The 25832-nt window shown below is 69.0% G+C and carries 23 protein-coding genes; 13 read left to right on the top strand and 10 right to left on the bottom strand.

The window, feature by feature from the left end:
• Window positions 1–86: 86 nt before the first annotated feature.
• Window positions 87–1061, bottom strand: a complete 975-nt coding sequence (locus tag OC159_RS13625) for a glutathione S-transferase family protein (protein WP_265501729.1) — start codon at window positions 1059–1061, stop codon at window positions 87–89.
• Window positions 1062–1121: 60 nt separating this feature from the next.
• Window positions 1122–2438, bottom strand: coding sequence for an MFS transporter (locus OC159_RS13630; RefSeq protein WP_265501730.1), 1317 nt, complete (start codon window positions 2436–2438; stop codon window positions 1122–1124).
• Between the two features lie 112 nt (window positions 2439–2550).
• Between OC159_RS13630 and OC159_RS13635 the strand changes: the two genes are divergently transcribed.
• From OC159_RS13635 to OC159_RS13655, 5 genes are all read left to right on the top strand, one after another.
• Window positions 2551–3336, top strand: a complete 786-nt coding sequence (locus OC159_RS13635; RefSeq protein WP_265501731.1) for an exodeoxyribonuclease III — start codon at window positions 2551–2553, stop codon at window positions 3334–3336.
• A gap of 135 nt (window positions 3337–3471) precedes the next feature.
• Window positions 3472–4377: a thioredoxin gene (gene trxA / locus OC159_RS13640; protein WP_407674132.1), complete on the top strand. Its 906-nt coding sequence runs from the start codon at window positions 3472–3474 to the stop codon at window positions 4375–4377.
• Between the two features lie 3 nt (window positions 4378–4380).
• A complete protein-coding gene (locus tag OC159_RS13645) occupies window positions 4381–5007 on the top strand; it encodes an LON peptidase substrate-binding domain-containing protein (protein ID WP_265501733.1) in 627 nt (208 codons plus the stop codon).
• Complete coding sequence (locus OC159_RS13650; RefSeq protein WP_265501734.1) at window positions 5004–5198, top strand: Trm112 family protein; 195 nt, start codon at window positions 5004–5006, stop codon at window positions 5196–5198. Before OC159_RS13645 ends, OC159_RS13650 begins: the two co-directional genes overlap by 4 nt.
• The gene (locus tag OC159_RS13655) at window positions 5191–5856 is read left to right on the top strand and encodes a rhomboid family intramembrane serine protease (RefSeq protein ID WP_265501735.1); all 666 of its coding nucleotides are present in this window, start codon (window positions 5191–5193) and stop codon (window positions 5854–5856) included. The genes OC159_RS13650 and OC159_RS13655 overlap by 8 nt, the downstream gene beginning before the upstream one ends.
• Window positions 5857–5870: 14 nt before the next feature.
• Here OC159_RS13655 and OC159_RS13660 read toward each other — a convergent pair whose 3' ends face one another.
• The 5 genes from OC159_RS13660 to OC159_RS13680 all read right to left on the bottom strand — a co-directional run bounded on the left by OC159_RS13660 (window position 5871) and on the right by OC159_RS13680 (window position 12033).
• Window positions 5871–6599, bottom strand: a complete 729-nt coding sequence (locus tag OC159_RS13660; protein ID WP_265501736.1) for a DUF2268 domain-containing putative Zn-dependent protease — start codon at window positions 6597–6599, stop codon at window positions 5871–5873.
• 42 nt (window positions 6600–6641) lie between these two features.
• Window positions 6642–9212 carry a DNA translocase FtsK gene (locus OC159_RS13665; protein ID WP_265501737.1) on the bottom strand — a complete coding sequence of 857 codons (2571 nt, stop codon included), beginning with the start codon at window positions 9210–9212 and terminating at the stop codon, window positions 6642–6644.
• Between the two features lie 4 nt (window positions 9213–9216).
• Complete coding sequence (locus tag OC159_RS13670) at window positions 9217–10419, bottom strand: aminotransferase class I/II-fold pyridoxal phosphate-dependent enzyme (protein ID WP_265501738.1); 1203 nt, start codon at window positions 10417–10419, stop codon at window positions 9217–9219.
• Between the two features lie 88 nt (window positions 10420–10507).
• A complete protein-coding gene (locus OC159_RS13675) occupies window positions 10508–11839 on the bottom strand; it encodes an amidase (RefSeq protein WP_265501739.1) in 1332 nt (443 codons plus the stop codon).
• Between the two features lie 17 nt (window positions 11840–11856).
• On the bottom strand, window positions 11857–12033 hold the full coding sequence (locus tag OC159_RS13680) for a DUF1674 domain-containing protein (RefSeq protein ID WP_265501740.1): 177 nt from the start codon (window positions 12031–12033) through the stop codon (window positions 11857–11859).
• Window positions 12034–12103: 70 nt separating this feature from the next.
• Between OC159_RS13680 and OC159_RS13685 the strand changes: the two genes are divergently transcribed.
• The 7 genes from OC159_RS13685 (at window position 12104) to mutL (ending at window position 21217) form a co-directional block, all read left to right on the top strand.
• Window positions 12104–13381, top strand: a complete 1278-nt coding sequence (locus OC159_RS13685) for an RsmB/NOP family class I SAM-dependent RNA methyltransferase (protein ID WP_265501741.1) — start codon at window positions 12104–12106, stop codon at window positions 13379–13381.
• A 192-nt stretch (window positions 13382–13573) separates the two neighbouring features.
• The gene (gene purH / locus OC159_RS13690) at window positions 13574–15175 is read left to right on the top strand and encodes a bifunctional phosphoribosylaminoimidazolecarboxamide formyltransferase/IMP cyclohydrolase (RefSeq protein ID WP_265501742.1); all 1602 of its coding nucleotides are present in this window, start codon (window positions 13574–13576) and stop codon (window positions 15173–15175) included.
• A gap of 80 nt (window positions 15176–15255) precedes the next feature.
• Complete coding sequence (gene lspA / locus OC159_RS13695) at window positions 15256–15861, top strand: signal peptidase II (RefSeq protein ID WP_265501764.1); 606 nt, start codon at window positions 15256–15258, stop codon at window positions 15859–15861.
• A gap of 32 nt (window positions 15862–15893) precedes the next feature.
• Entirely contained in the window at window positions 15894–16415 is a 522-nt protein-coding gene (locus tag OC159_RS13700) for a DUF3035 domain-containing protein (protein ID WP_265501743.1), read from the top strand.
• A 117-nt stretch (window positions 16416–16532) separates the two neighbouring features.
• Window positions 16533–17954, top strand: a complete 1422-nt coding sequence (locus OC159_RS13705) for a M16 family metallopeptidase (protein WP_265501744.1) — start codon at window positions 16533–16535, stop codon at window positions 17952–17954.
• Window positions 17951–19276 carry a M16 family metallopeptidase gene (locus OC159_RS13710; protein WP_265501745.1) on the top strand — a complete coding sequence of 442 codons (1326 nt, stop codon included), beginning with the start codon at window positions 17951–17953 and terminating at the stop codon, window positions 19274–19276. Before OC159_RS13705 ends, OC159_RS13710 begins: the two co-directional genes overlap by 4 nt.
• A 120-nt stretch (window positions 19277–19396) precedes the next feature.
• Window positions 19397–21217, top strand: a complete 1821-nt coding sequence (mutL, locus tag OC159_RS13715) for a DNA mismatch repair endonuclease MutL (protein ID WP_265501746.1) — start codon at window positions 19397–19399, stop codon at window positions 21215–21217.
• Between the two features lie 207 nt (window positions 21218–21424).
• Here the strand turns inward: mutL and OC159_RS13720 are convergent, their stop codons facing one another.
• The 3 genes from OC159_RS13720 to OC159_RS13730 form a co-directional block, all read right to left on the bottom strand.
• Window positions 21425–22633, bottom strand: a complete 1209-nt coding sequence (locus tag OC159_RS13720) for a PQQ-dependent sugar dehydrogenase (RefSeq protein WP_265501747.1) — start codon at window positions 22631–22633, stop codon at window positions 21425–21427.
• 111 nt (window positions 22634–22744) lie between these two features.
• Window positions 22745–23881 carry a saccharopine dehydrogenase family protein gene (locus OC159_RS13725; RefSeq protein ID WP_265501748.1) on the bottom strand — a complete coding sequence of 379 codons (1137 nt, stop codon included), beginning with the start codon at window positions 23879–23881 and terminating at the stop codon, window positions 22745–22747.
• A gap of 1 nt (window position 23882) precedes the next feature.
• On the bottom strand, window positions 23883–24938 hold the full coding sequence (locus OC159_RS13730; protein WP_265501749.1) for a saccharopine dehydrogenase: 1056 nt from the start codon (window positions 24936–24938) through the stop codon (window positions 23883–23885).
• 124 nt (window positions 24939–25062) lie between these two features.
• Between OC159_RS13730 and OC159_RS13735 the strand changes: the two genes are divergently transcribed.
• Complete coding sequence (locus OC159_RS13735) at window positions 25063–25830, top strand: MBL fold metallo-hydrolase (protein WP_265501750.1); 768 nt, start codon at window positions 25063–25065, stop codon at window positions 25828–25830.
• Window positions 25831–25832: the final 2 nt, after the last annotated feature.

Below are 25832 nucleotides of genomic sequence, written 5' to 3' on the forward strand. Positions count from 1 at the left end.
TGCCCCGGACGACGGAGCGCGAATGACCGGCGGACACGTCGAACCGGCACGACGCACGACGTGTCCGGCGCCGGATCGAGCCGGAATCACCCGCGCCCGTGCGCTGCGGACCAGTCCTCGTCCGGGCCGATGGGAATGATCCGGTGCGGGTTGATCATGTCGTGGCTGAAGTAATAGTGCCGCATGAAGTGGTCAGGATGCACTGTGTCCGCCACGCCGGGCCACTGGTACAGTTCGCGCGCCCAACCCCAAAGGTTCGGATAGTCGACGATGCGCCGGCGGTTGCACTTGAAGTGCGTGTGGTAAACCGGATCAAAGCGCACCACCGTGGTAAAGAGCCGCCAGTCCGCCTCGGTGATGCGGTCGCCGGTCAGATACCGGTGCTGCGCCAGCGCCCCCTCGATCCAGTCGAGGCTGTCGAACAAGGGCACGACCGCCTTGTCATAAGCTTCCTGCGACGTGGCGAAGCCTGCCTTGTAGACGCCATTGTTGACGGTGTCATAGATGCGGGCGTTCACCTCCTCGATCCGGTCGCGCAGATCGGCGGGCCAATAGTCGTCGGTGTTCCCGGTGATCCCGTCGAACGCGCCGTTGAACATGCGGATGATGTCGGCGCTTTCGTTCGATACGATCTGCCCCGTCTGCCGGTCCCAAAGCACCGGCACCGTCACCCGGCCGGACGCATCCGGCTTGGCTTTCAGATAGACCTGACGCAGGTAGTCCAGCCCGAACTGGCGGTCGCCGGTCGCGCCGGGGAAGTCGGTCCTGAACTCCCACCCGTCCTTCAGCATCTCGGGGTGGACGACCGACACGTCGATATGGTCCCGAAGGTCCTTCAGCGCCCGGAAGATCATCGTGCGATGCGCCCAGGGGCAGGCATGGCTGACATAGAGGTGATAGCGCCCGCTTTCGGCGGTGAAGCCGCCCTCGCCCGTCGGGCCTGCGCTGCCATCGGCGGTCACCCAGTTGCGGAACTTCGACGTGTCGCGCTTGAACTCTCCGCCCGTGCTGTCGGTGTCGTACCATTCGTCCTTCCAGACGCCCTCGACCAACTGACCCATGTCATGTCCTTTCGATGATGCTGAGGCATGGAACGGACGGGGCCCTCGCTTGTTCCGAATCTAGCCGATGGCCCTGTCACGGGTTTCGGTGCCGACCAGCAGCAGCGCAGCAGCGGCCAGCAGCAGCAGGACCGCGAAGCTGCCGATGGCCAGCCCGAAGCCCCGAGCAAAGACCACCGCCAACAGGCTTGGCGCCAGGATGCCGCCAAGGCGAGCCACGGCGCTGGCCGTGCCCATTCCGGTCCCGCGCAGGTGGGTCGGATAGATCTCGGGCGTGAAGGCATAGAGCGCACCCCAGGTGCCCAGCAGCGCAAAGCTCATGACGATCAGGGCTGTCGCGACGGCGACCGCGCCGCTGGCCCAGGCAAACAGCCCGCAGCCCGCAGCCGACAGGACCAGGAACCCCGCCAGGGTTGCGCGCCGGCCGATCGCCTCGACCCCCCAGGCCGCCAGCGCGTATCCGGGCACCTGCGCCAGCGCCAGAATCACCAGAAAACCGTATCCGCGCACGAAGCCGAAGCCCTCGGTCGCCAGCTGGCCCGGCACCCAGACAAAGACGCCGTAATAGGACAGCGACACCAGGAACCAGACGGCCAGCACGCCCATCGTCGCGCGCCGCAGCGTCGGCGCGAGGATGGTGCGGGCGGCCCCTGCCGGTACCGGCGCAGGCTTCAGATGCGCCTGCGGGGGCAGCGGCTCGGCGCCATTGATACGCAGGATGCGGTCGATGACGACGCGCGCCTCGGCCTGACGGCCGGTGCGGACAAGGTACATGGGCGATTCGGGGATCCACAGCCGCAGGCCGAAACCGATCAGCGCCGGCAGCGCCGCCACCAGGAAGATCCAGCGCCACGGCGCCTCGGCTCCCAGGGATGCCGCGGCCCAGGCCGTCAGCGCCACGATGACCGTGCCGACGGCCCAGAACCCCTCCAGCCAGACCAGCCAGCGTCCGCGGTTCTTCGGCGGCAGGAACTCGGCCATCATCGCGTAGTCCACTGGCAGCGTGCCGCCGACCGCCAGCCCTGTCAGGAAGCGCAGCGCCAGAAGCCAGGTGAAGTCCCCCGCCACGACCGAGGCCAGCCCGAAGACCGCGTCCATCGCGACGGTCCCCACCAGCACCCACTTGCGCCCGATCCGGTCGGCCAGCCGGCCGAACAGGAACGCACCCACGAACATGCCAAGGAAGAACGCCGTGCCGATCTGCAGCGCCGTCACACGCTCGACCCCGAATGTGGCCGCGACCGAAGGCGCGGCAAAGCCGACCGCGATCACCTGCATCGCGTCGGCCGCCCAGACCAGCCCGAAGATGCCCAGCAGGCGCCACTGGAACCGTCCGGTCCCCCCACGCGTCAGCGCCTCGTCGATGGTCAGCCTCATCGGGTCCCCCTGCCGTCTTTTCCCTTGCATAACGCGCGCGGGCCGTATGGCAACCCCGTGGCTCGACAGGCACGGCCCCCGCCGTTAGGGTCCGCCCCCAAAGGAGAGCCGCATGTTCACCATCGCCACCTGGAACATCAACTCGGTCCGCCTGCGCGAGGGGCTGGTCGCCCGCCTGCTGCAGGACGAGGGCCCGGACGTGCTGTGCCTGCAGGAATGCAAGTCGCCGGTGGACAAGATCCCGCTGACGAAGTTCCGCGACCTGGGCTATCACCACATCGTTGCGCGGGGCCAGAAGGGCTATAACGGCGTCGCCATCCTGTCGCGCCTGCCGCTGGAGGATGCGGGCGACCGCGACTATGCGCGGCTGGGTCATGCCCGGCACGTATCCGCGCGGCTGGAAAACGGCGTCGTGATCCACAACATGTACGTGCCTGCGGGCGGCGACGTTCCCGATCGCACGGTGAACGAGAAGTTCGGCCAGAAGCTGGATTTCGTGTCCGAGATGCGCGACGTCTTCCACGCCGACAAGCCGCAGAAGTCGATCCTGGTCGGCGACCTGAACATCGCCCCGCGCGAGGACGACGTGTGGTCGCACAAGCAGCTTCTGAAGATCGTCAGCCACACGCCCATCGAAGTCGAGCACCTGCTGGCCGCGCAGGATGCCGGCGGCTGGGTCGACGTGACGCGCCAGGACATCCCATCGGGGCTGCTCTACAGCTGGTGGAGCTATCGCGCCAAGGACTGGGACGCCGCCGACAAGGGCCGTCGGCTGGATCACATCTGGGCCAGCCCGGACATCGCCAATGCCGCGCACAACAGCCGCATCCTGCGTCCCTGCCGCGGGTGGGAGGGCCCCAGTGACCATGTCCCGGTGCTGGCCAGCTTCGATCTGTGACACGGGGCGCCGGTGATGCCGGCCGCGGGGTGGCAGGCGGGTGCCGGCGATGCAATCCGCCCTTTTGTTCGCCCGCCCGACGCCCCATATTGACCCCAAGCGCCAAGAACCGAACGATCCGGGGACGACATGACCATGCTTTTCGATGGGGCCGCCGCGCCCAAGACCGATGACTTCATCAAGGACGTGACCGAGGCCACCTTCATGGTCGAGGTCGTCGAGGCCTCGATGGAAGTGCCCGTCATCGTCGACTTCTGGGCCCCCTGGTGCGGCCCCTGCAAGACCCTCGGCCCTGCGCTGGAAGCCGAGGTCGCGCGCCACAAGGGGCGTGTCCGCATGGCCAAGGTGGACGTGGACCAGAACCAGACCATCGCCTCGCAGCTGCGCGTGCAGTCGATCCCCACCGTCTATGCCTTCTTCAAGGGCCAGCCGGTCGATGCCTTCCAGGGCGCACTGCCGGCCAGCCAGATCAAGCAGTTCGTGGACAAGCTGGCCGCGATGTCCGGCGATGACGGCGGCCTGGCCGACGCCCTGGCCGCGGCCGAGCAGATGATCGAGGACGGCGAGGCCGCCGACGCGATCGAGACCTTCACCGCCATCATCGGCGAGATGCCTGACAGCCCCGACGCCTGGGGCGGCCTGATCCGCGCCCACCTGGCGGCCGGCGATCACGCCGCGGCTGCGTCAACCCTGCAGCAGGTGCCGGGTCCCGTCGCGACCTCGGCCCCGGTCGAGGCCGCGCGCGCCCAGTTGCAGCTGGCGCAGCAGGCCAGCAGCGCCGGACCGCTGGACGACCTGCAGGCACGGGTCGATGCCGACCCGTCCGACCAGCAGGCGCGGCTCGAATACGCCCAGGCCCTTCATGCCGCCGGCCGGGTCGAGGAAGCCATCGACGTCCTTCTGGACAGCTTCCGCCGCGACCGCGACTGGAACGAGGGTGCGGCCAAGGCCCAGCTGATCACCATCTTCGACAGCCTCAAGCCGAACGACCCCATCGCCCAGAAGGGCCGCCGCCGCCTGTCGTCGTTGATTTTCGCCTGATCCATGCCCCGCAGATTCGACCTGCCGGACCGCATCGCCCTGTTCCCGCTGCCGGGGGCGGTGCTGATGCCCCGCGCCCGCCTGCCGCTGCACATCTTCGAGCCGCGCTATCTGCAGATGCTGGAAGACACGCTGAAGACCGACCACCGCCTGATCGGCATGATTCAGCCCGAGGGCGAGGGCCTGTCATCCATCGGCTGCGCGGGCCGCGTCGTCGCGTTTTCGGAAACCGATGACGGGCGGATGATGATCTCGCTCGGCGCGGTGTCGCGGTTCCGGCTGCTGGAGCCGCAGGAAGGCTTTGCCCCCTACCTCCAGGGCCGCGTCGACTGGTCGTCCTTTCCGCGCGACACCGCCGGGACCGAACAGGACCCGAACCTCGACCGCAAGGCGCTGTTCGACCTTCTGGCGCGCTACATGGAAACGCAGGAGCTGTCGACGGATTGGGACGCCGCCTCGCAGGCCGAGGACGAGCTTCTGATCAACTCGCTGTCGATGATGCTGCCCTTCGGCCCCGGCGACAAGCAGGCGCTGCTGGAATCGCCCACGCTGGCCGATCGCCGCGAACTGCTGATCGGCCTGATCGAATTCGCCCTCCACGGCGGCGAGAACGAGGAACGACTGCAATGACCGACACCGTCCCCGCCTTCGACCGCCACATGCTCGCGGCGCTGGTCTGCCCCGTCACCCACGCGCCGCTGCGTTACGACGCCGACCGGCAAGAGCTTGTCTCTCGCGCCGCCGGTCTTGCCTTCCCGATCCGCTCCGGTATCCCCATCATGCTGATCGACGAAGCCCGCCAGATCAGGGCCGATGACTGACGCCCCGCGCCCCGCCGCGGTCCCGCGCGTATCGGCGCGCGCCCTCGCCCCCGCCCGCCTGCCGGTCTGGCTGCGGGTCTTGATCGGGGCCTGCTGCCTGATCGAGGTCCTGCTGTTCGTTGCAGGTCTTTTCGGCTATCCGGCCGTGCGGCAGGCGACCTTCATGCTGGTCGCCTTCTGGTCGCTCCTCTTCTGGGACGGGGCGGGCATCTACCCGGGGCAGTGGCTGGTCATGTTCCTGACCTACGGCCTGCTGCACGCGGGGCCGCTGCACCTGGGCATGAACATGATCTCCCTTGCCGCCGTCGGGCGGGAACTTAGCGGCATGGTCGGCTCGGGGCGGATGGCGCTGATCTACCTGGCCAGCCAGATCGGCGGCGCGCTGACATTCGCGCTGATGCAGCCCGATGCGGGCCCCATGATCGGTGCCTCGGGTGCGGTCTTCGGCGTGGCCGGCGCGCTTGTGGGACATGCCGCCGTCACATTGCGCCGCCGTCAGCGCCCGACCGCGCCGCTGGTCCGCGCCGTCGGCCTGCTCCTCGCGCTCAACATCGGCCTGACCCTGCTGATGCCCTCGATCGCATGGGAGGCGCATCTGGGCGGCGCCCTGAGCGGTCTGCTGCTGGGCGTGGCCTTCGCGCTGTCGACCCCTCGCTGAGAACGCTTCTGTCGTCAGCTGTCCAGGGGGGTCCGGGGGGCCGGCCCCCCGGCGTCGCGGGACGCAACCGGACCTTCGTCCGCGTCCGCCACGTCGTCCTCGGCCTCACCCTCAACGGCAGTCAGTCGCCGCAACGCAGGGCGGAAGATATCCGCAGGTGTCCACGCCAGCGAGGCCGCATCCGCTTCGGGCGCCTGCGCCAGGTGCTCGGCGACCAGCCGGTGCCCGATCCCATAGCCCGTCCACTTGCGGACCTTGCCGCGCCCCAGGAACCACTCGGGAAAGTCGAAGTCCCGCCGCGCCCACAGATGTCCTGCCTGCTTCAACGTCCCGGGCCCTGGCCGGACCGCATCCCAAGGGTCCGGCGCACCGCCCAGGATCTGCAGCACGAAATGGCCCGCCAGCCCCTCGCTGACCAGCGCCTCGCCCAGCGACAGCCCGTATCCGGGCCCTTCCCACCGCAGCAGGTGGTGCAACTCGTGGACCAGCGTCCGCTGCAGATGCTCGACCGAGAAACGCTCGGGCATCAGGGTGATCTCGATCACGCCGGGCGCAGGGGACTGGCCGCCGATGCCCCAGTCGGGAATGACCGCATCGCCCGCGCGCAGCACAAGATCGAAGCGCGGCAGGTCGACATGATCGTCGACCATCGCCACGCTCTCGCGCAGGGTGGCGCGAATGGCGGACATGTTGCCGGTCAGGGCGTTGCGCGCGTTCAGCAGATGCAGGTGCCAGATGGTCATGTCACGGATATACCTGCCGCCGTCCCGCCGCGCCAGAGTTCCTCAGACCTCGGGCACCAGCACTTCCCGCTTGCCGACATGGTTGGCGGCGCTGACGACCCCTTGATCCTCCATCTGCTCGACCAGGCGCGCGGCCTTGTTATAGCCGATGGCGAGCTTGCGCTGGATGTAGCTGGTCGAACATTTGCGATCCTTGGCCACGATCATCACCGCCTGGTCATAGAGCGCGTCGTCCCCGCCCTCGCCACCGCCAAGACCCAGCACCGCATCGATATCCGATGCCACCTCGTCCTCGGGTCCCTCGACCACGCCGGACTTGTAGCTGGGCGGCCCGAAGGACTTCAGGTGGTTCACGATCTCCTCGACCTCCTCGTCGCTGACGAAGGGGCCGTGGATGCGGGTGATGCGCGCGCCGTTGCCCATGTAGAGCATGTCGCCTTGCCCCAGCAGCTGCTCGGCCCCCTGTTCGCCCAGGATCGTGCGGCTGTCGATCTTGGACGTCACCTGGAAGCTGACCCGCGTGGGAAAGTTCGCCTTGATCGTGCCGGTGATGACGTCGACCGAGGGGCGCTGCGTCGCCATGATCAGGTGGATGCCGCTGGCCCGCGCCATCTGCGCCAGGCGCTGGATGCAGGCTTCGATTTCCTTGCCCGCGACCATCATCAGGTCGGCCATCTCGTCGACGACGACGACGATATAGGGGAACGTTTCGGGCTGGAACTCCTCGGTCTCCCAGATCGCGTCGCCGGTATCCTCGTCAAAGCCGGTCTGCACGGTGCGCTTGAACATCTCGCCCTTCTTGAGGGCTTCGATGACGCGGCCGTTATAGCCCTCGATGTTCCGGACGCCCATCTTGGACATCTTGCGATAGCGGTCCTCCATTTCTCCGACAACCCATTTCAGCGCGACGACAGCCTTCTTGGGGTCGGTGACGACCGGGGACAGCAGGTGCGGAATACCGTCATAGACCGACAGTTCCAGCATCTTGGGGTCGATCATGATCAGCCGGCATTCGTCAGGAGTCAGCTTGTACAGCAGCGACAGGATCATCGTGTTGATCGCCACCGACTTGCCCGAACCGGTGGTCCCGGCGATCAGCAGGTGGGGCATCTTGGCCAGGTTCGCCACGACCGGATCGCCGCCGATGTCCTTGCCAAGCGCCAGGGGCAGCGGCTGCGTGCCGTCGCCAAAGGCGCGGCTGGCAAAGATCTCGCGCAGCAGGACCTTCTCGCGCCGCGCATTGGGCAGTTCGATCCCGATGACCGACCGGCCCGGCACGGTGCTCACGCGCGCCGACAGCGCCGACATGGACCGCGCGATGTCGTCTGCCAGGCCGATGACGCGGCTGGCCTTCAGCCCCGGCGCGGGCTCCAGCTCGTAAAGCGTGACGACGGGTCCAGGGCGCACCTCGGTGATCTGCCCCTTGACGCCATAGTCGTCCAGCACCGCCTCCAGCGTGCGGGCGTTCTCCATCAGCACCTCTTGCGAGACCGGCTGCTGGTCGCCATCCGTCGGCGCCGACAACAGGTCCAGCGGCGGACGTTCGTAGGCACCGTCCGGATCTTCGGCGCGAAGCGTCGGGGCGGCGGTGCGGGCAGGCTCGGGCTTGGGGGCCGCCGGGATGATGCGGGTGGCGGAGGGCTGGGTCACGGCCTCATCGTCCTCGACCTCGGACGCAGGCGGCACGCCATCGCGCGCCAGGCGCGAGGTCACTGCCTTCAGGACCGAGGTCTTGGCGGTGCTGGTGCGGATCGCATCGCTGATCCGGCCGCGAACCTCGGCGTCGGACGGGCCTTCGCCGTCCCAGTCGGCATCGCGCTCGATCAGCTCCGGCTCGGGCAGTTCCTCCTCCAGCTCGAAGGCGGGGGGCGGGGCGGTCCGGCGGCGCGGTGCTGTCACGACGGGGGCGGCACGCGGCGCGTCCTCGTCGGACCCGCGCGGCTGACGCAGGCGCTGCGAGACCGCCACGCCTGTCGCCGCCGCGCCGACCGCCATGTGGCGCGCCGCGCCAAGTCCGGCGATGAAGCGCCGCCACAGGCCCGTCAGCTCCGCCCGGTCGAATCCGAAGACGAAGGCGCCCGCCGCGACGACGGCCAGCGCCATCAGCAGCGCCGCCACCCGAATGCCCAGCTGCGCCTTCATCGGCAGGATGTTCAGCAGCGCGCCCATGACCATGTCGCCGAAATGCCCGCCCAGGCCATAGGTCTGCTGCCATTCCGGCCCTGGAACCAGCGTGCTGGCATAGACCGACACCAGCGCCACGGCCAAGGGCGTGAAGATGCCGCGCATCAGCCGGTCCTCGCCCTTGTGCAGCATCAGCCGCAGACCCCACACCCAGGCCGCGGCGACCAGCATCCAAGACCCGTACCCCGCGATCATGATCAGCGCCGAAGCGACATATGCGCCGAAACTGCCCAGCATGTTCTGCGCCGGCGCGTCGGTTGCCGAGCGGAAGCTGGGATCGTCGGCGGTCCAGCTGCCCAGCATCATCGCGATGACGATGCCCAGGATGATCAGACCCGCGCCCGCCAGTTCCTTGCCCCGGCGTTCCAGCGCGGCGCGGGTGGACTGATCGAACAGCGGATCGCGTTGTTTCGCCTGCCAGCTTGCCATGATCTCACCCCTCCGCAATGTCGTCGTAAAGAACCGCGCGCAGTCGTGTCAGCGCCGTATCGGTCTGGGCCGCATCGGCGACCAGCGCCACGCGGATGAAGCCGCGCCCGGGGTTCGTCCCGCCCACATCCCGCGACAGATATGCGCCCGGCAGCACCTGGATGCCGGCCTCGGCCCACAGCTTGCGGGCGGCGGCCTCTCCGTCAGGGACGGGCAGCCACAGGAAGAACCCGCCCTCGACGGGGCGATAGCCGGGAACGTTACCCAGCACCCGGTCGGCAATGCGGTATTTCTGCTGATACATCTCGCGGCTGGCATCCACATGCGCCTCCTCGGCCCAGGCCCGTTCGCTGACGCGCTGGACGGGCAGCGGCAGCGGCGCCCCCGCATAGCTGCGCAGGCGCCGCATCTGACGGATCTGCGCCAGCCCTCCGGCAGCAAAGCCCGACCGCAGCCCCGGCAGGTTCGACCGCTTCGATAGCGAGTTGAACATCACCACCCGGTCGGGCAGCCCCATGTCCGTTGCGACTTTCAGCGCGCCGGGCGGCGGCGCATCGCGCCAGATCTCGGAATAGCATTCGTCGGCCAGGATCAGGAAATCATGACGCTCGGCCAGGGCCAGCAGCCGTTCCAGATAGTCGCGACCGGCCACCGCGCCCTGCGGGTTGGCGGGCGAACACAGATAGGCCAGCGCCACCCGGTCCAGCAGCGCCGGGTCAAGTGCCGCATAATCGGGCAGATTGCCGGTATCAGGCGTGGCGGGCACGAAGACGGGGTCTGCATGCACGGCGGCGGCGGCCACGGCATAGACCTGGTAGAACGGGTTCGGGATCAGCACGGCGGGCCGCTGGCCGTTCTTGGTTTCCGGACATAGCGCCAGCGCGGCGTTGAACAGCCCCTCGCGCGTGCCGTTCAGGATCATCAGCCGATCTGGCGCGACATCCAGGTCGTGGCGCCGACCAAGCCAGCCGCCGATCGCGGCCAGCAGCTCTGGCGTGCCTTCGTTCACGGGATACTTCGCCAGCTCGCCGATGCTGTCGGCCATGACGCCCGCGACGAAGTCCGGCATCGGGTGGCGAGGTTCCCCAATGGTCAGGACCATTGGGGATTCGCCCGCGGACAACCCTGGGGTGATGTCCGCCAGCAGCGCCCGCAAACGCGGAAACGCGTATTCCGGCAGGTTCGAGAACCGCTCGGGGAATGCCATCTGTGCCTCGCTTCTTCGGGGTCTTCGCCCCGTTCATTGGCCGAAACATTAGCGGCATCGCGCCCGTGCGTCCAGCCAAGACGGGGCTTCAGGCGTGCAGCGCGGCCTCGGCCCCGGCGGCGACGCGCAGCAGGTGGCGGTCCAGACCCGCATGTCCCATGAGCGAGATCCCGCAGCATGGATGCCCCGTCGGCAGCGTGACCGATGGCAGGCCCAGAAGGTTCGCGATTCGCGTGTTCCGAAGCGTCAGCAGGTTGGCCCGAACGAACTCTGCCTCGTCGCTCATCAGCCGCTGGGTCGTGGGCGGCATGATCGGCACGGTCGGGACCAGCACCGCGTCATAGCCGCCAACCACGTCCTTGATCCATTTGCGGCGGATGCGGGACAGCTGCTCCCATGCGGCGACATAGCCGGGGCCGCTCACCTCGGCGCCGCCGCGGAAGCGGTCCAGGATGGGTTTCCACATCAGTTCGGGCGCATCCTCGATCTGCGCACGCCAGATGCCATAGGCCTCGGGCGCGAACAGCTGCGGCGACAGCGCCATCGCCCGGTCCAACCAATCGGTGGTGACATGGGTGACGGTCGCACCCGCAGCGGCAAGCCGCGCCACGGCATCCTCGAAGGCGGCGACCGGCCCGGCTTCTGCCCCGTCGAAGGGCAGGCCGTCCAGCACCATCAAGCGCATGCCGCGCACCGTCGCCTCGGCCAGGTCGGGGGCGCGCTGGTCGGCCATGATGGCGAACAGCTCGGCGCAGTCCTCGACCGTGCGGGCGATGGGGCCGGCGATGTCGAAGCGGCGTGCCAGCGGCACCACGCCCTTTTCGGGCAGCGCGTCATGCGTCGGCTTGAAGCCGACCAGCCCGTTCCAGGCCGCAGGCACACGGATCGACCCGCCCGTATCCGTCCCGATCGCCGCCGCCGCCAGCCCCAGCGCCACCGAAACCGCCGCCCCCGAGGACGAACCCCCGGGAGCAAGGTCCGGGTCCAGCGCATTCGGCGGCGTGGCCGTCACCGGGTTCAGCCCCAGGCCCGAAAATGCCAGTTCCGTCATGTGGGTCTTGCCCAGGCAGATCGTGCCGCGCCTAGCTGCGCGGGCCAGGATGTTGGCGTCCTTGCGCGGCACCCGGCCTTCCAGCAGCTTCGATCCGGCCTCGGTCACGGTGCCGCCGCTGTCGATATTGTCCTTCCAGCTGATCGCGACGCCGTCCAGCAGGCTGTGGCGGCGTTCCTGCTTGGCGCGGTCATGGGCGGCCACGGCCTCGGACCGGGCGCGGGCGGGCGTCAGGCGGGCATAGATGCGGGCGCAGTCGGGATGGGTCTTCGCCGCGTCCAGATAGGCTTCGGTCTGGTTGATCGGGTCCAGAAGGCCCGCCATGATCGCGCGGCCCTGCTGCGTGGCCGAGGCTTTCAGCCAATCCATTCAGTTACCCCGGCCATTCAGAAATCCACCGCGAGGCCGTTCTTTTCGTAGTCGCCATAGCGCACCGGTTCCGGACCGTCGCGGCCGCCGTATTCCTTGGGCAGGATCCGGGCCGCCTGCGCGCGGCGGCGCTCTTCGGCCTCGGCCAGGGCACGTTGCGCTGCGGGAGGCAGGTCGGGGGTGTCATCGCTCATGGAAAGATCCTCCGGATGGGCGTATGGGTGACGGTCAGTCTTGACGAACATGTAGGCAAAGGAAAGCGATTTGGCAAAGCCGGGCGGCGATGTGGCGCGCAGGGGCGCCTTGCGATTGATCCAGGGCGTGCGCGACGGGCGGTCCCTGTCGGACCAGTCCGGCGCGCTGCGGTCGCTGCCGGTGGCCGAACAGGCGCGGGCGGCGCGGCTGGCGGCCGAAACCCTGCGCCACCAGGGCCGCGCCGACCGGGTGATCGAGCCGCTGGTCGCGCGCAAGCCTGCCCCCCAAATCGCCGACGTCCTGCGCCTCGCGGTGGTCGAGATGCTGGAACTGGGCGCCCCCGCCCATGGCGTCGTCGGCGCGGCGGTGGACCTGACGCGGACCTTGGGCAAGCGCGGCCAAGCGGCGGCGGGCATGGTGAACGCGGTGCTGCGCAAGGCCAGCGCCTTCGCGGGTTGGGCCGACCTGCCGCCGCAGCCGCTGCCCGAATGGCTGCGCGATCCGCTGGTCGAGGCTTATGGCGGCGACGTCATGGCCGCCATCGAGGCCGCCCACCAGCGGGGCGCGCCGTTGGACCTGACGCCCCGCCCCGGCGCGGCCGCGGTGCCGGGTGCCGACCCGCTGCCCACCGGATCATGGCGCATCCACGGCCCGGCGCAGGTCACGGCGCTGTCCGGCTACGACGTTGGCGACTGGTGGGTGCAGGATGCGGCCGCCGCCCTGCCCGTGCGCCTTCTGGACCCGAAGGCGGGGGAACGCATCGCGGACCTCTGCGCCGCGCCGGGTGGCAAGACGCTGCAGCTGGCCACCGCCAAGGCCGAGGTCATCGCCGTCGACATCAACGACCAGCGCCTGAAACGCGTGGCCGAAAACCTGGCCCGCTGCGGGCTGACCGCGCGCCTGGTCGCCGCCGATGCGCTGCAATGGCGCCCGGACGTGCAGTTCGACGCTATCCTGCTGGACGCGCCCTGTTCGGCCACCGGCACGATCCGCCGCCACCCGGACCTGCCCTTCATCCGCGACGGCCACGGCATCGCCGAGTTGATCGAGCTGCAAGCGGCGCTTCTGGACCACGCGCTGTCGCTGCTGCGCCCCGGTGGGCGGCTGGTCTTCGCCACCTGTTCGCTGATCCCCGACGAGGGCGAGGTCCAGATCGACGAGGCGCTGGCCCGCCATCCCGGCCTGACGGTCGAACGCCCCGACCTGACCCGGATCGACTTGGCCGGCATCGACCCCGCCTGGATCACCGAGGAAGGCGGCCTGCGCCTGCGCCCGGACTTCTGGCCGGACAAGGGCGGCATGGACGGCTTTTACATGGCGCGGCTGCGGAAGCCCGGCACCCAATAGGCGGCGACCGTTACCGACACCACAGGGGCCAAGCAAGGGCAGCCCGACCGGGGACCAGATCCGGTATGTGGGGCAAGCAGGCAACCCGCCTGCCCCACAAGGCCACGGTGCAGGTGCCGATCGGCATCCGGCGCTGGACTGTCGGGACCGGCTTCGCTAATCGGGCGGGGAACCAGACACGAGGCCCCTCCCATGCCTGCAAACGCAGCCTCCGCCCCCGTCGCCATCAAGCGTGCGCTGATTTCCGTTTCCGACAAGACCGGCCTGATCGAGTTCGCCCGCGCCCTGCACGCGCGCGGCGTCGAGATCCTGTCCACCGGCGGCAGCGCAAAGGCCCTGCGCGACACGGGCATGGCGGTCACCGACGTGGCCGATGTCACCGGCTTTCCGGAAATGATGGACGGCCGCGTCAAGACGCTGCACCCGGCGGTGCATGGCGGGTTGCTGGCGCTGCGCGACAACCCCGACCACGTTGCCGCGATGGAGAACCACGGCATCGGCGCGATCGACCTGCTGGTCGTGAACCTTTATCCGTTCGAGGAAACCGTCGCCCGCGGCGCGGATTACGACGACTGCATCGAGAACATCGACATCGGCGGCCCCGCGATGATCCGGGCAGCGGCCAAGAACCACGGTTTCGTCACAGTGGTCGTGGATGTGCAGGATTACGACGCGGTGCTGGCCGAACTGGACGCGAACGGCGGGACCACCCTGCCCTTCCGCCAGCGCCTGGCGCAGACCGCCTATGCCCGCACCGCCGCCTATGACGCCGCCGTCAGCACCTGGATGGCCGACGCCATCGGAGAGGCCGTGCCCCGCCGCCGCGCCTTTGCCGGCACGCTGGCCCAGGGCCTGCGCTATGGCGAAAACCCGCACCAGCAGGCAGCCTTCTATGTGACAGGCGATGCCCGCCCCGGCGTGGCGACCGCCCAGCAGCACCAGGGCAAGGAGCTGTCCTACAACAACATCAACGACACGGACGCCGCCTTCGAGCTGGTGGCCGAGTTCGACCCCGCCCAAGGCCCCGCATGCGCGATCATCAAGCACGCCAACCCCTGCGGCGTGGCCCAGGGCGCGACCGCGTTGGAGGCCTACAAGCGCGCCTTCGACTGCGACCGCACCTCGGCCTTCGGCGGGATCATCGCGCTGAACCGGCCGCTGGACGGGGCGACGGCCGAGGAGATCGTCAAGATCTTCACCGAGGTCGTGATCGCGCCCGACGCGGACGAGGACGCGCGCCGCATCTTTGCCGCGAAAAAGAACCTGCGCCTGCTGACCACGGGCGGGCTGCCCGATCCGCGCGCCGGTGGGCTGGCCTTTCGGCAGGTTGCGGGCGGGCTGCTGGTGCAGGGCCGCGACAACGGCCACGTGACCCGCGCCGACTTGAAGATCGTGACGGACCGTCAGCCCTCGGACCAGGAACTGGCCGACCTGATGTTCGCCTGGACCGTCGCCAAGCATGTGAAATCGAACGCCATCGTCTATGCCAAGGACCTGGCGACGGTGGGCATCGGCGCGGGTCAGATGAGCCGCGTTGACAGCACCCGCATCGGCCGGCGCAAGTCCGAGGACATGGCCGAGGCCTTGGGCCTGTCCGAACCGCTGACCAACGGCGCGGCGGTGGCCTCGGACGCATTCTTCCCCTTCGCCGACGGCATCGAGGCCCTGGCCGAGGCCGGCGCCCGCGCGGTGATCCAGCCCGGCGGATCGATGCGCGACGACGAGGTCATCGCGGCCGCGAACCGCCTTGGGCTGGCGATGGTCCTGACGGGCCAACGCCACTTCCGCCACTGATGGCCGCGCCCGCCAAGCCCGCCGCCAAGGCCCCGCGGGTGCGCAAGCCGCGCACGCCCCCGCCGCCCGCACGCAGCGACATGCGGCTGGTGGCCTGGGTCGCGGCAGGCATCTTCCTGCTGGACCAGGCGCTGAAATACCTGGTCGTCCATGTCATGCAGCTGGACCGGGTCCGCGAGATCGATGTCCTGCCGCCCTGGCTGAACCTGCGCATGGCCTGGAACCAGGGCGTGAACTTCGGGTTGATGGCGTCGGACCAGGACGTCATGCGCTGGGTGCTGGTCGGCATCGCGGTGGCGATCTGCATCTGGGTCTGGATCTGGGTGTGGCGGTCTGTGATGGGCCGGTTCGGCCGGATCGCGGCGGGCCTGCTGATCGGCGGCGCGCTGGGGAATGTCGTGGACCGGCTGCTTTACGGCGCGGTGGCCGATTTCCTGAACATGTCGCTGCCGGGCTGGCAGAACCCCTACAGCTTCAACGTGGCCGATATCTCGATCTTCGCGGGCGCGATCGGGCTGGTCCTGATGCCGCAAAAGCCGGCAGCCGCGCAGACCGCCCCGGCCCGGCCTGCGGCGAAAACGCCTGCAACGCCCAAGCCCGCCGCGCCAAAGGCTCCGCGCCCGGCCCAGCCCGACCTTTTCGAGCAGACCGAAGAGACGCGTGACGGACGGGGAAAATCCGGCTAAGGAAGGGCGCAAAGGACCAAATGGGGCAGGACATGCGAACAAGCGCGCTGGTGATGGGATTTGCGGCCGCGTTGGTCGTTGCGGGCTGCAGCGGCGGCCGGCAGCTGAACAACTTCAACGTCGGCCGGTCCGGGCCGGACGAATTCGCCATCCTGCCGACGCGGTCGCTGACCATGCCGCCGGACCTGTCGGTCCTGCCGGCGCCCACGCCCGGCGGCGCGAACATCACCGATCCGAACCCGAAGGGAGAGGCCGTGGCCGCTCTTGGCGGCAGCGCCGAGCGTCTGGAAGACCGCGGCATCGCGGCCAGCGACCAGGCCCTGGTCGCCCACGCGGCCCGCACCGGCACCGATGCGCAGATCCGCGAGACGCTGGCCGCCTCGGACGCCGAATGGCGCGCCCGCAACGGTCGCCGCCCGCTGGAGCGGATCTTCGGCACCTCGGTCTATCAGCGTGCCTATGACCCCATGGCGCTGGATTCGCGGGATGAACAGCTGCGCTGGCAGCGCGCCGGCGCGATCACCTCGACCTCGCCCGCGCCGGCCGAGGACTGAGCGTCCGGGGACGGACCGGGCGCGGCATCACGCCCGCCGCACATTGTCGTTAGTGCGCTTGCGCAAGCCCTTTGGGCGGTCCAGATTCCGCCGCAGCAAGAGGAGGTTGCAGCACCCATGCGTCGCCCCGCATTCCGTCCCGCCCTGGCCACGGCCCTGGCGCTGACTACATCCCTGGCGGCCCTGTCCGCGCGGGCCGAGATGCCCGAGGGCATCAGCCACTTCACCCTCCCGAACGGCCTGGAGACCGTCGTGATCGAGGATCACCGCGCGCCCGTCGTCGTGCAGATGGTCTGGTACCAGATCGGCGCCGCCGACGAGGTGCCGGGCAAGTCCGGCATTGCCCATTACCTGGAACACCTGATGTTCAAGGGCACCGACAAACTGGAGGCCGGTGAGCTGTCGAAGACCGTCACGTCCAATGGCGGCAGCGACAATGCCTTCACGTCCTGGGACTATACCGCCTATTTCCAGCGCATCGCCAGCGACCGGCTGCCGCTGATCATGGAGATGGAGGCCGACAGGATGGAGAACCTGTCGATCTCGGACGACGACTGGAAGGCCGAGCGCCAAGTCGTGCTGGAGGAGCGCGCGCAGCGGGTCGACAGCGATCCCGCCGCACTGTTTGCCGAGGAGATGAACGCGGTCGTCTTTGATAATCACCCCTATGGCCGCCCGATCATCGGCTGGCGCGACGAGATTGCGGCGCTGACGCGCGAGGATGCCATCGACTGGTACGACACGCATTACGGGCCGGACGACGCGGTGCTGATCCTGGCCGGCGACGTCACCCCCGAGAAGGCGCGGCGCCTGGCCGAGGAGTATTACGGCGACATCCCGGCCAAGGCCGAGGACGCGCCCCGCATCCGCCCGCAAGAGCCGGTCAAGCAGACCGCCCGCCGGATCGAGATGACGGACCCCCGCGTGGCCCAGCCCCGGATGACCCGCAGCACGCTGGCCCCGGAACGCGATCCCGGCCAGCAGCGGCAGGCCGCGGCGCTGACGGTGCTGGCGGACCTTCTGGGCGGCTCGACCCAGACGTCGGTGCTGGGGCAGGCGCTGGTGCTGCCGGGCACGGCCTTGTGGGCCGGTGCGTCCTATAGCGGGCTGTCGCTGGACCGGACCGAGTTCACGCTGTCGCTGGTGCCCTCCGCAGGTGTCACGCCCGAGGAGGCCGAGGCGGCGCTGGACGAGGCGCTGGCGACCTTTCTGGAGGAAGGGCCCGACCCTGCCGACCTCGAGCGGGTCAAGACCCGTATCCGCGCCGCGCAGATCTATGCCCGCGATTCGGCGCATGGGCGCGCCTATGACTATGGTCAGGGCCTGTCCACCGGCCTGACGGTCGAGGACGTCAACGACTGGCCGGATATCCTTTCGGCCGTCACGGCCGAGGACATCATGGAGGTCGCCCGCATGGTGCTGACCGATCAGGGCAGCGTCACTGGGTGGCTGCTGCCCGAGGCAGTCGAGACGGCCGCCGGCGCCCCTGCCGCCGGCGCGCCGGAAACCCCCGCGAACGCCCAGGAGGTGCAGCCATGATCCGCGTCGCATTCGCCGCCGTCTTCGCACTTCTGGCCCTGCCGGCGCAGGCGATCGAAATTCAGGAAGTGATCTCGCCCGGCGGAATCGAGGCCTGGCTGGTCGAGGACGAGAGTATCCCCTTCGTCGCGCTGGACATCCAGTTCCGGGGTGGCGCCAGCCTTGATGCCGAAGGCAAGCGCGGGGCCGTCAACCTGATGACCGGGCTGCTGGAGGAGGGGGCGGCCAAGCGCAACGCCACCGAATTCGCGCAGGCGGTCGCGGATCTGGGCGCGCGCCTGTCCTTCGATGCCGGCGACGATACCGTGTCCGTCGGTTTCCAGTCGCTGAGCGAGAACCGCGACGAGGCCGCCGACCTTCTGGCCGAGGCGCTGACGCAACCCCGCTTCGACGATGACGCCATCGAACGCGTGCGCGCGCAGGTGCAGGCGATCATCCGCTCCGAGGCGACCGACCCGAACAGCATCGCCGCCAAGGAGATGGCGGCCCAGGCCTGGGGCGACCACCCCTATGCGACCTCGGTCAACGGCACACGTGAAAGCGTCGCCAAGCTGGGGCGGCAGGACCTTGTCGCTGCCAAGAACCGCGTGCTGGCGCGTGACCGGGTCGTCGTGGGCGCCGCGGGCGACATTTCGGCCGAGGAGCTGGGGCTGCTGCTGGACCGCATCCTGGGCGGGCTGCCGGAAACTGGCACTGCCCCCCTGCCAGAAGATGCCGACCTGCAGCTCTCCGGCGGTACGACCGTGATCGACTGGAACAGCCCGCAGACGGTCGTGGCCTTTGCGGGACCCGGCCTGCCCATCGACGATCCGGACTATTTCGCGGCCTATGTCGCGAATCACATCCTGGGCGGCGGCGGCTTCAGTTCGCGCCTGATGGAGGAGATCCGCGAAAAGCGCGGGCTGACCTATGGTATCGGCACGGGGCTGGCGACGGGTCTCTATGGTCAGACCTGGCAGGGCGGCATGGCGGGATCGAACCAGACCACGGCCGAGGCGGTCGAGCTGATCCGGCAGGAATGGGCCAAGATGTCCGAGGGCGTCACCCAGCAGGAACTGGCGGATGCCAAGACCTACCTGACGGGCGAATACCCGCTGCGCTTCGACGGCAACGGGCGGATCGCGTCGATTCTGGCCGGGATGCAGCTGATCGGCCTGCCCATCGACTATATCGACACCCGAAATGCGCAGGTCGAGGCGGTCACGGTCGAGGACGTGACCCGCGTGGCCGAGCGGCTGCTGGACCCGGAACAGCTGCGCTTCGTTCTGGTCGGGCAGCCGGAGGGGATCGAGCCCACGACCGCCGACGCCACCACGAACTGAGAGCAAGAGGGGAAACCCCTGAAAGCGCCGCGCCCCGTTGGTGCGCGGCGCGGTCGTTTCCGGCCGGTAGCGCCCGCGAACCTCTGGCGGCGCGGGGGCGGGGCTGCTAGATTTAGGGCGATGAACGATCATTCGCGCAACATAAGCCCGGTCATCCGCCAGCTGGATGAGGCGACCGCCAACCGCATCGCGGCGGGCGAGGTGGTCGAGCGTCCGGCCTCGGCCGTCAAGGAGCTGGTCGAGAACGCGCTGGACGCCGGCGCCACCCGCGTCGACGTTGCCATCGAGGAAGGCGGCAAGCGCCTGATCCGGGTCAGCGACGACGGCTGCGGGATGCTGCCCGACGACCTGCCGCTGGCGCTGTCGCGTCACGCGACCAGCAAGATCGACGGCAGCGATCTGCTGGCCATCACCAGCTTCGGATTCCGTGGTGAGGCGCTGCCGTCGCTTGGCGCGGTGGGGCGGCTGGTGATCACCTCGCGGCGGCAGGGGGCGGATGGCGCCTCCATCGCTGTGGCGGGCGGGCGGCTGTCCGCCCCGCGCCCCGCGGCCGGGAACTGCGGCACCGTCGTGGAGCTGCGCGAGCTGTTCTTCGCGACGCCGGCCCGGCTGAAGTTCCTGCGGACCGAACGCGCCGAAACCCAGGCCGTGGCCGAGGTGGTGCGCCGTCTGGCCATGGCCGAGCCCTATGTCGGCTTCTGCCTGACCGCCGACGGCCGCGAGATCTTCCGCGCCGATGCCGAGCAGGGAGAGCTGTTCGGTGCCCTGACCACGCGCCTGTCGCGGATCATGGGCACCGAGTTCACCGACAACGCCCTGCCCATCGACGCCGAGCGCGACGGGATTTCGCTGACCGGCTTCGCGGCGCTGCCGACCTATTCGCGCGGGGCAGCCGTGGCGCAGCACCTGTTCGTCAATGGCCGGCCGGTGCGTGACAGGCTGCTGACCGGGGCGCTGCGGGCGGGCTATATGGACGTGCTAGCCTCGGGGCGGCATCCGGCGGCGGTGCTGTTCCTGAACTGCGATCCGCAGCTGGTGGACGTGAACGTCCACCCCGCCAAGGCCGAGGTCCGATTCCGTGATCCTCAGGCGGCGCGGGGGCTGGTCGTCAGCGCCCTGCGTCATGCGATGGCGGGGGCGGGGCACCGCGCGTCCTCGACCGTGGGGGCGGCGACGCTGCAGGCGATGCGCCCGCAGCCGGTGCATCATCCGGTTCGGCCCACGGCAACGGCGGTTCGGGCGGGGCTGGACCTGCAGGCCCCCACGACGCTGGCACCTGCCCCCCACCCGGGCTTCGGAGAAGGCCCCTCGGCCCGCTTCGAGTCGGTGGAGGACCTGTCCCCGGCCGCCACCGAGGATACCCCCCTGGGCGCGGCGCGGGCGCAGATCCACGAGAACTACATCATCGCGCAGACTGCGGACGGGCTGGTCATCGTCGACCAGCATGCGGCGCATGAACGGCTGGTCTATGAACGGCTGAAGGCACAGGCCGAGGCGAACGGCATCGCCGCGCAGGCGCTGCTGATCCCCGAGATCGTCGAACTGTCCGATTCCGATGCCGCGCGCGTCCTGTCGGTGGCCGAGGATCTGGCATCGCTCGGCCTTGTGATCGAGCCCTTCGGCGGCGGCGCCATCGCGGTGCGAGAGGTGCCGGCGATGCTGGCACGTCTGGATGCGAGGGCGCTGATCCGTGACATCCTTGATGACCTTGAGGACCAGGGCGCGTCCGACCGGCTGCGGGCGCGGATCGATGCGGTGCTGTCGTCCATGGCCTGCCACGGCTCGGTCCGGTCGGGGCGGCGCATGACCGCAGAGGAGATGAACGCCCTTCTGCGGGAGATGGAGCGGACGCCGAAGTCCGGCCAGTGCAACCATGGGCGCCCGACCTGGGTCAAGCTGCCCTTGGCCGATATCGAGCGGCTGTTCGGGCGGCGCGACTGATCCGCCGCAGCCCCTGGTCGAGCTTGGGCAGACCCGCCTTCGGACACGCCTTTCACGAAGCGTTTGCAGCCTTGACGTGGTCGCAAGCTTCCATGGCAGGATTGGCCTTGTGGTGCGCCACCGCCGAACCCAAGCTTCTGTTGAGCTGCGGCTGCGTTTCGCAGCAGCCGCAACCTCGGGGGCGGGGTTGACCTCGCCAAGGTCTCCTCAGGCGTCGCCTGCACCTTCCGGCGTGATGCGGATCATCTGGCCGTTGTCGTGGTCGGTGATCAGCATCAGCGCCCCGTCCTGGGCGACCTCGACGTCGCGGACGCGGCCGACACCCTGAAGGTGACGGTCTTCGCCGGTCACGCGGCCGTCCTGGATGTCCAGCCGGATCAGCTCCTCGGACTTCAGGGCGCCGATCAGGGCCTGCCCCTGCCAATCGGGGAACATCTCGCCGTCATAGAAGGTCATGCCGCTGATCGCGGGCGAGGGGTCCCAGTAGTAGACGGGCTGCTGCATCCCCTCCATCTCCTCGACCCCCTGCTGGGACCCGTCGTAGTCGGTGCCATAGCTGACCTCGGGCCAGCCATAGTTCACGCCCGGCTCGATCAGGTTCAGCTCGTCGCCGCCCTTGGGACCATGCTCGGCCACCCAAAGTTGCCCGTTCGGACCCATCTCGGCGGCCTGTATGTTGCGATGGCCCATCGACCAGATCTCGGGCAGCGCGCCCTCGACGCCCGCGCCGGCCGGTTCGCCCGTGGTGGCGTCGATGCGGACGATCTTGCCAAGGGTCGATTGCGGGTCCTGCGCGTATTGCCGCGGCTCGGGGTCCGAACGTTCGCCCAGGCCGACGAAGATATGCCCCTCTCCGTCATGGACGATCCGCGCGCCGAAGTGCTTGGTCGAGGCCCAGGCCGGCTGCTGCTGAAAGATCCGCTCGACGTTCTGCATCGTGGTGCCGTCTTCGGACAGCGTCCCGGTGGCCACGGCGGTGGCATTCTTGCCGTCGCCGCGCGGTTCCGCATAGGTCCACCAGACGCGGCGGGTTTCGGCAAAGTCATCGGCAACCGAGACGTCGTGCAACCCGCCCTGGCCGCGGTTGTCCACCTCTGGCAGACCGGCGATGGGTTCGCCCACCTGGCCTTCGGCGGTCACGATGCGCATGCGCCCGGGGCGTTCGGTCACCAGCCAGCTGCCGTCGGGCAGTTGATCGAGGCCCCAGGGATGCTCCAGCCCCTCGGCCACGACGGTCTGCGTCAGCTCGACGCCGCTCTGCAGCTCCGGCGCGCGGGTCTGGTTTTCGAAGGCGGGGGACTGGTCATAGGCGGCGCCGCTCGGCGCGGCTTCGTTGAACTGCTGCGCGCAGCCAGCCCCGGCCAGAACGGCGGTGGCGGCAAGAGCGGTCAGGCTTGTCGTCGTGGGGCGGGTCATCGGGTTCTCCGGCTTTGGTCGCAGGTACCCGATCAATGTCCAGACCCCCCGACCGTTCCCGCGCCACCGATCACGATTGCTCACGTTCCGGTCAGGCGCGGGAACACCCTGTCACTCCAGGTGATCGACCTTTGCCATGTGCTGGGCGATGGTCAACACCTGTTCCAGCCAATCGCCGACGAGGGCCGGATCGTGCGGCGCGGCCTGCACGCCGGTCGTCAGCCGACCTTCGCGGACCGCCTCGACCGCCAAGGCGACGGGGATCGATACCAGCTGCGCCATGGCGCTGCCCCTGTCGTTACCCTGCGCGTCCAGCACCCATTCCTTGTGCCAGCCCACGCGGCCGTCACGTTCGGCCTTCAGCGCCACGAACAGGATGACGCGGTCAGGTTCGCCCGGGTCATAGGCATTGTCGCGCCAGAAGCCCTCGGCCATCTCGCGCAGCCGCGCCTCTCCTGCGGGACCGTTCAGCGTCTCGATCTCGGTGAAGACTGGGGTCCACGCCTCTTGCCAGCCCTGCAGGCGGAGGGTGCCGCGCACGAAGTCCTGCACGTCCCAGGCCGGATCGAACCGGTACTGCCGGACGAAGGGCAGGCTGTCGCGGTTGGGATAGACCTCGAACCGTTCGGGCGTGGGCAAGGGTGCGTCATATGGCTCGATCGCGTGCCAAGGCCGCACCACGTCGCGCACCGCGCCGTTTCGCAGCGATTTCGACGGCGAGCGCAGCGCCCGCAGCACGCCAAGCGGCGACCAGCTGAACTTGTAGCGGAACGGATTCGGATGCGCCGGAACGCCGCCGCAATAGGACGTGAAGCTGATCCTGTCGCCGGGCTGGGCCGCGGCGCGATAATCCTCGACCAGGTCATGGGCCATGAGGTGGTCGATGCCGGGGTCCAGGCCCACCTCGTTCACCAGCGCCACACGGGCCGCCTTGGCCTCACTGTCCAGCGCCGCCATCTCGGGCGAGACATAGCTGGAGCTGACGAAATGCGCGCCCTTGGCAATGGCCATCCGCGCCAGCGCCACGTGCTGGTCGGCGGGCAGCATCGACACCACGACATCGCCCTGCCGGACCATCGCTTCCAGCGCCTCGGGCGAATATTCGCGGATCTCCTGCGTCAGGTCGCCCACCTGCTCTTGCGCCTTTTCGACCGTCCGATTCCAGACATAGACGGCGGCGCCGGTCCCGATCAGCCGGCGCAGCCCCGGAATTGCGCTGAGGCCCGTGCCGACCCAGTGGATTCTCATCTCAGACCTCTTTCACGTGTTCGCGGAAAAGCTGCTCGGCACGGCCCCAGGGGCCGACATGCGGCGCATCAAGGCTCTCCAGCACCGGCAGAAGCTGGGCCGCGTAATCTTCCGAACTTTCGCGTGGCAGCATCGAGGGCAGGTTGTCGATCGCCATCACGTCCAGCGGCGGCACGTCGGCCACGCGCAGCACCGGCGCGTCCCAGCTGGTCGTGCGGTCATAGACCTTGATCGGGGAAAACTCGCTGGTCGGGTCGCAGGCCACGTCGCCGATCACGGTCAGCGTGCGGGCCGCGCCCGTCGCATCAGCCGGAACAAAGACCGGTGCGCCCGGCTGCGCCAGGATCGCGTTGATGAATACGTCGTGCATCAATACCTCGGGGAAGGGGCCGCCATGCGCGGTTTCGGCCATGTCCCAGGCGGTGACCGGCACGCCCAGATCGGTCAGCAGGTCGGACGCGCCGCGCCCCACGCGCCCCTTGGCGCCGATCACGATGGCCCGGGGGCGCGGGCGCCCCGTCGCGTCCATTCGCGCGCGCAGGTCCTGCAGCAGGTGTTCGCGGCTGGCATGGACATGGACCGGCCCACAGAGGCCGCCATGCGCCTGCGCGACCCATGCCATCAGCGACACGGCCGCACCGGCATAGCCCGCCCAATACCCAAAGGCTGCCAGCCGCCGCCCGTCCTCATCCGTCAGGTATTCCAGGTCATAGAGCGTCCCGCCGCCCTCCCTGAATCGCTTCAGCAGGGCACGCCCGGCCGGCTGACCCTTGAAGGCATGGCCGAACATGATGTGGCGGTGGCGCAGGGGCGTGCCGTCCTCGGGCAGTTCCTTCAGGCCGAAGACCATGGCGTCTTCCGGCGCTTCAGGCCAACTGCCCTCTGGCGCGATCTGGGCGCCTGCACGGGCATAATCCTGGATCGGAATGACGCGGCGCGGGCTGTCTTCCACCGTGACAGTCATTCCGCGCCCGATCAGGCTGGCGACGCCGGCGGGAGTGATGCCCACGCGATCCTCGTTCGGCCGGCTTTCCGCCCTGACCCACAGATGTGTCATCGCCAACCCCTTGTTCCGCGACCGATCTGCCCGCAAACTAGGTCAGCCGCGCACTGGCCGCAAGGACGGGAACCGGTGCGCGCGACGCGATGTTTTCCATGGACCCCCGTCGAAGGAATAGACAATGCGCCTGACCCGACGCTCTGGATTGAAGCTGGCCGCCGCACTGGCCGGCAGCGCCCTGATCCCCACACTGGCCCTTGCCCAATCGGCCCCCTTTCGCCACGAGGTGGATGGCGGCGAGGTGGTGATCCACCCCGTCGACCACGCCTCGATGGTCTGGGAAACGCCCGGCGGCGTGATCTATGTCGACCCCGTCGGCGGGGCCGAGGCCTATGCCGACCTGCCCGCCCCCGACCTGATCCTGATCACCCACGAACATGGCGACCACTATGACCAGCCGACGCTGGACGCCCTGCCCGAGGTGCCGGTCATCGCCAACCAGGCCGTGGCCGACATGCTGCCCGAAGCCATGGGCAGCCGCACGACAGTCATGGCCAATGGCGACGATGGCCAGGCGCTCGACATGCCCATCAAGGCCATCCCCGCCTATAACACGACCGAGGATCGCCAGCAGTATCACCCCCAAGGCCGCGACAACGGCTATATCCTGACCATCGGCGGCAAGCGCTTCCTGATCGCCGGCGATACCGAGGACACGCCGGAACTGCGCCAGCTGCAGGACATCTTCGTGGCCTTCCTGCCGATGAACCTGCCCTATACGATGACCGTCCAGCAGGCGGCCGAGGCAGTGGCCGCCTTCGCCCCCGAGATCGTCTATCCCTATCACCACCGCGGCAGCGACCTCGAGGAGTTCAAGCGGCTGGTGGCCGAGGGCGGATCGGGCGCCGAGGTGGTCATCGCCAACTGGTACCCGGACGGCGAAGCCTGACA

This window comes from Paracoccus beibuensis, assembly GCF_026162625.1.
GTDB lineage: Bacteria > Pseudomonadota > Alphaproteobacteria > Rhodobacterales > Rhodobacteraceae > Paracoccus > Paracoccus beibuensis.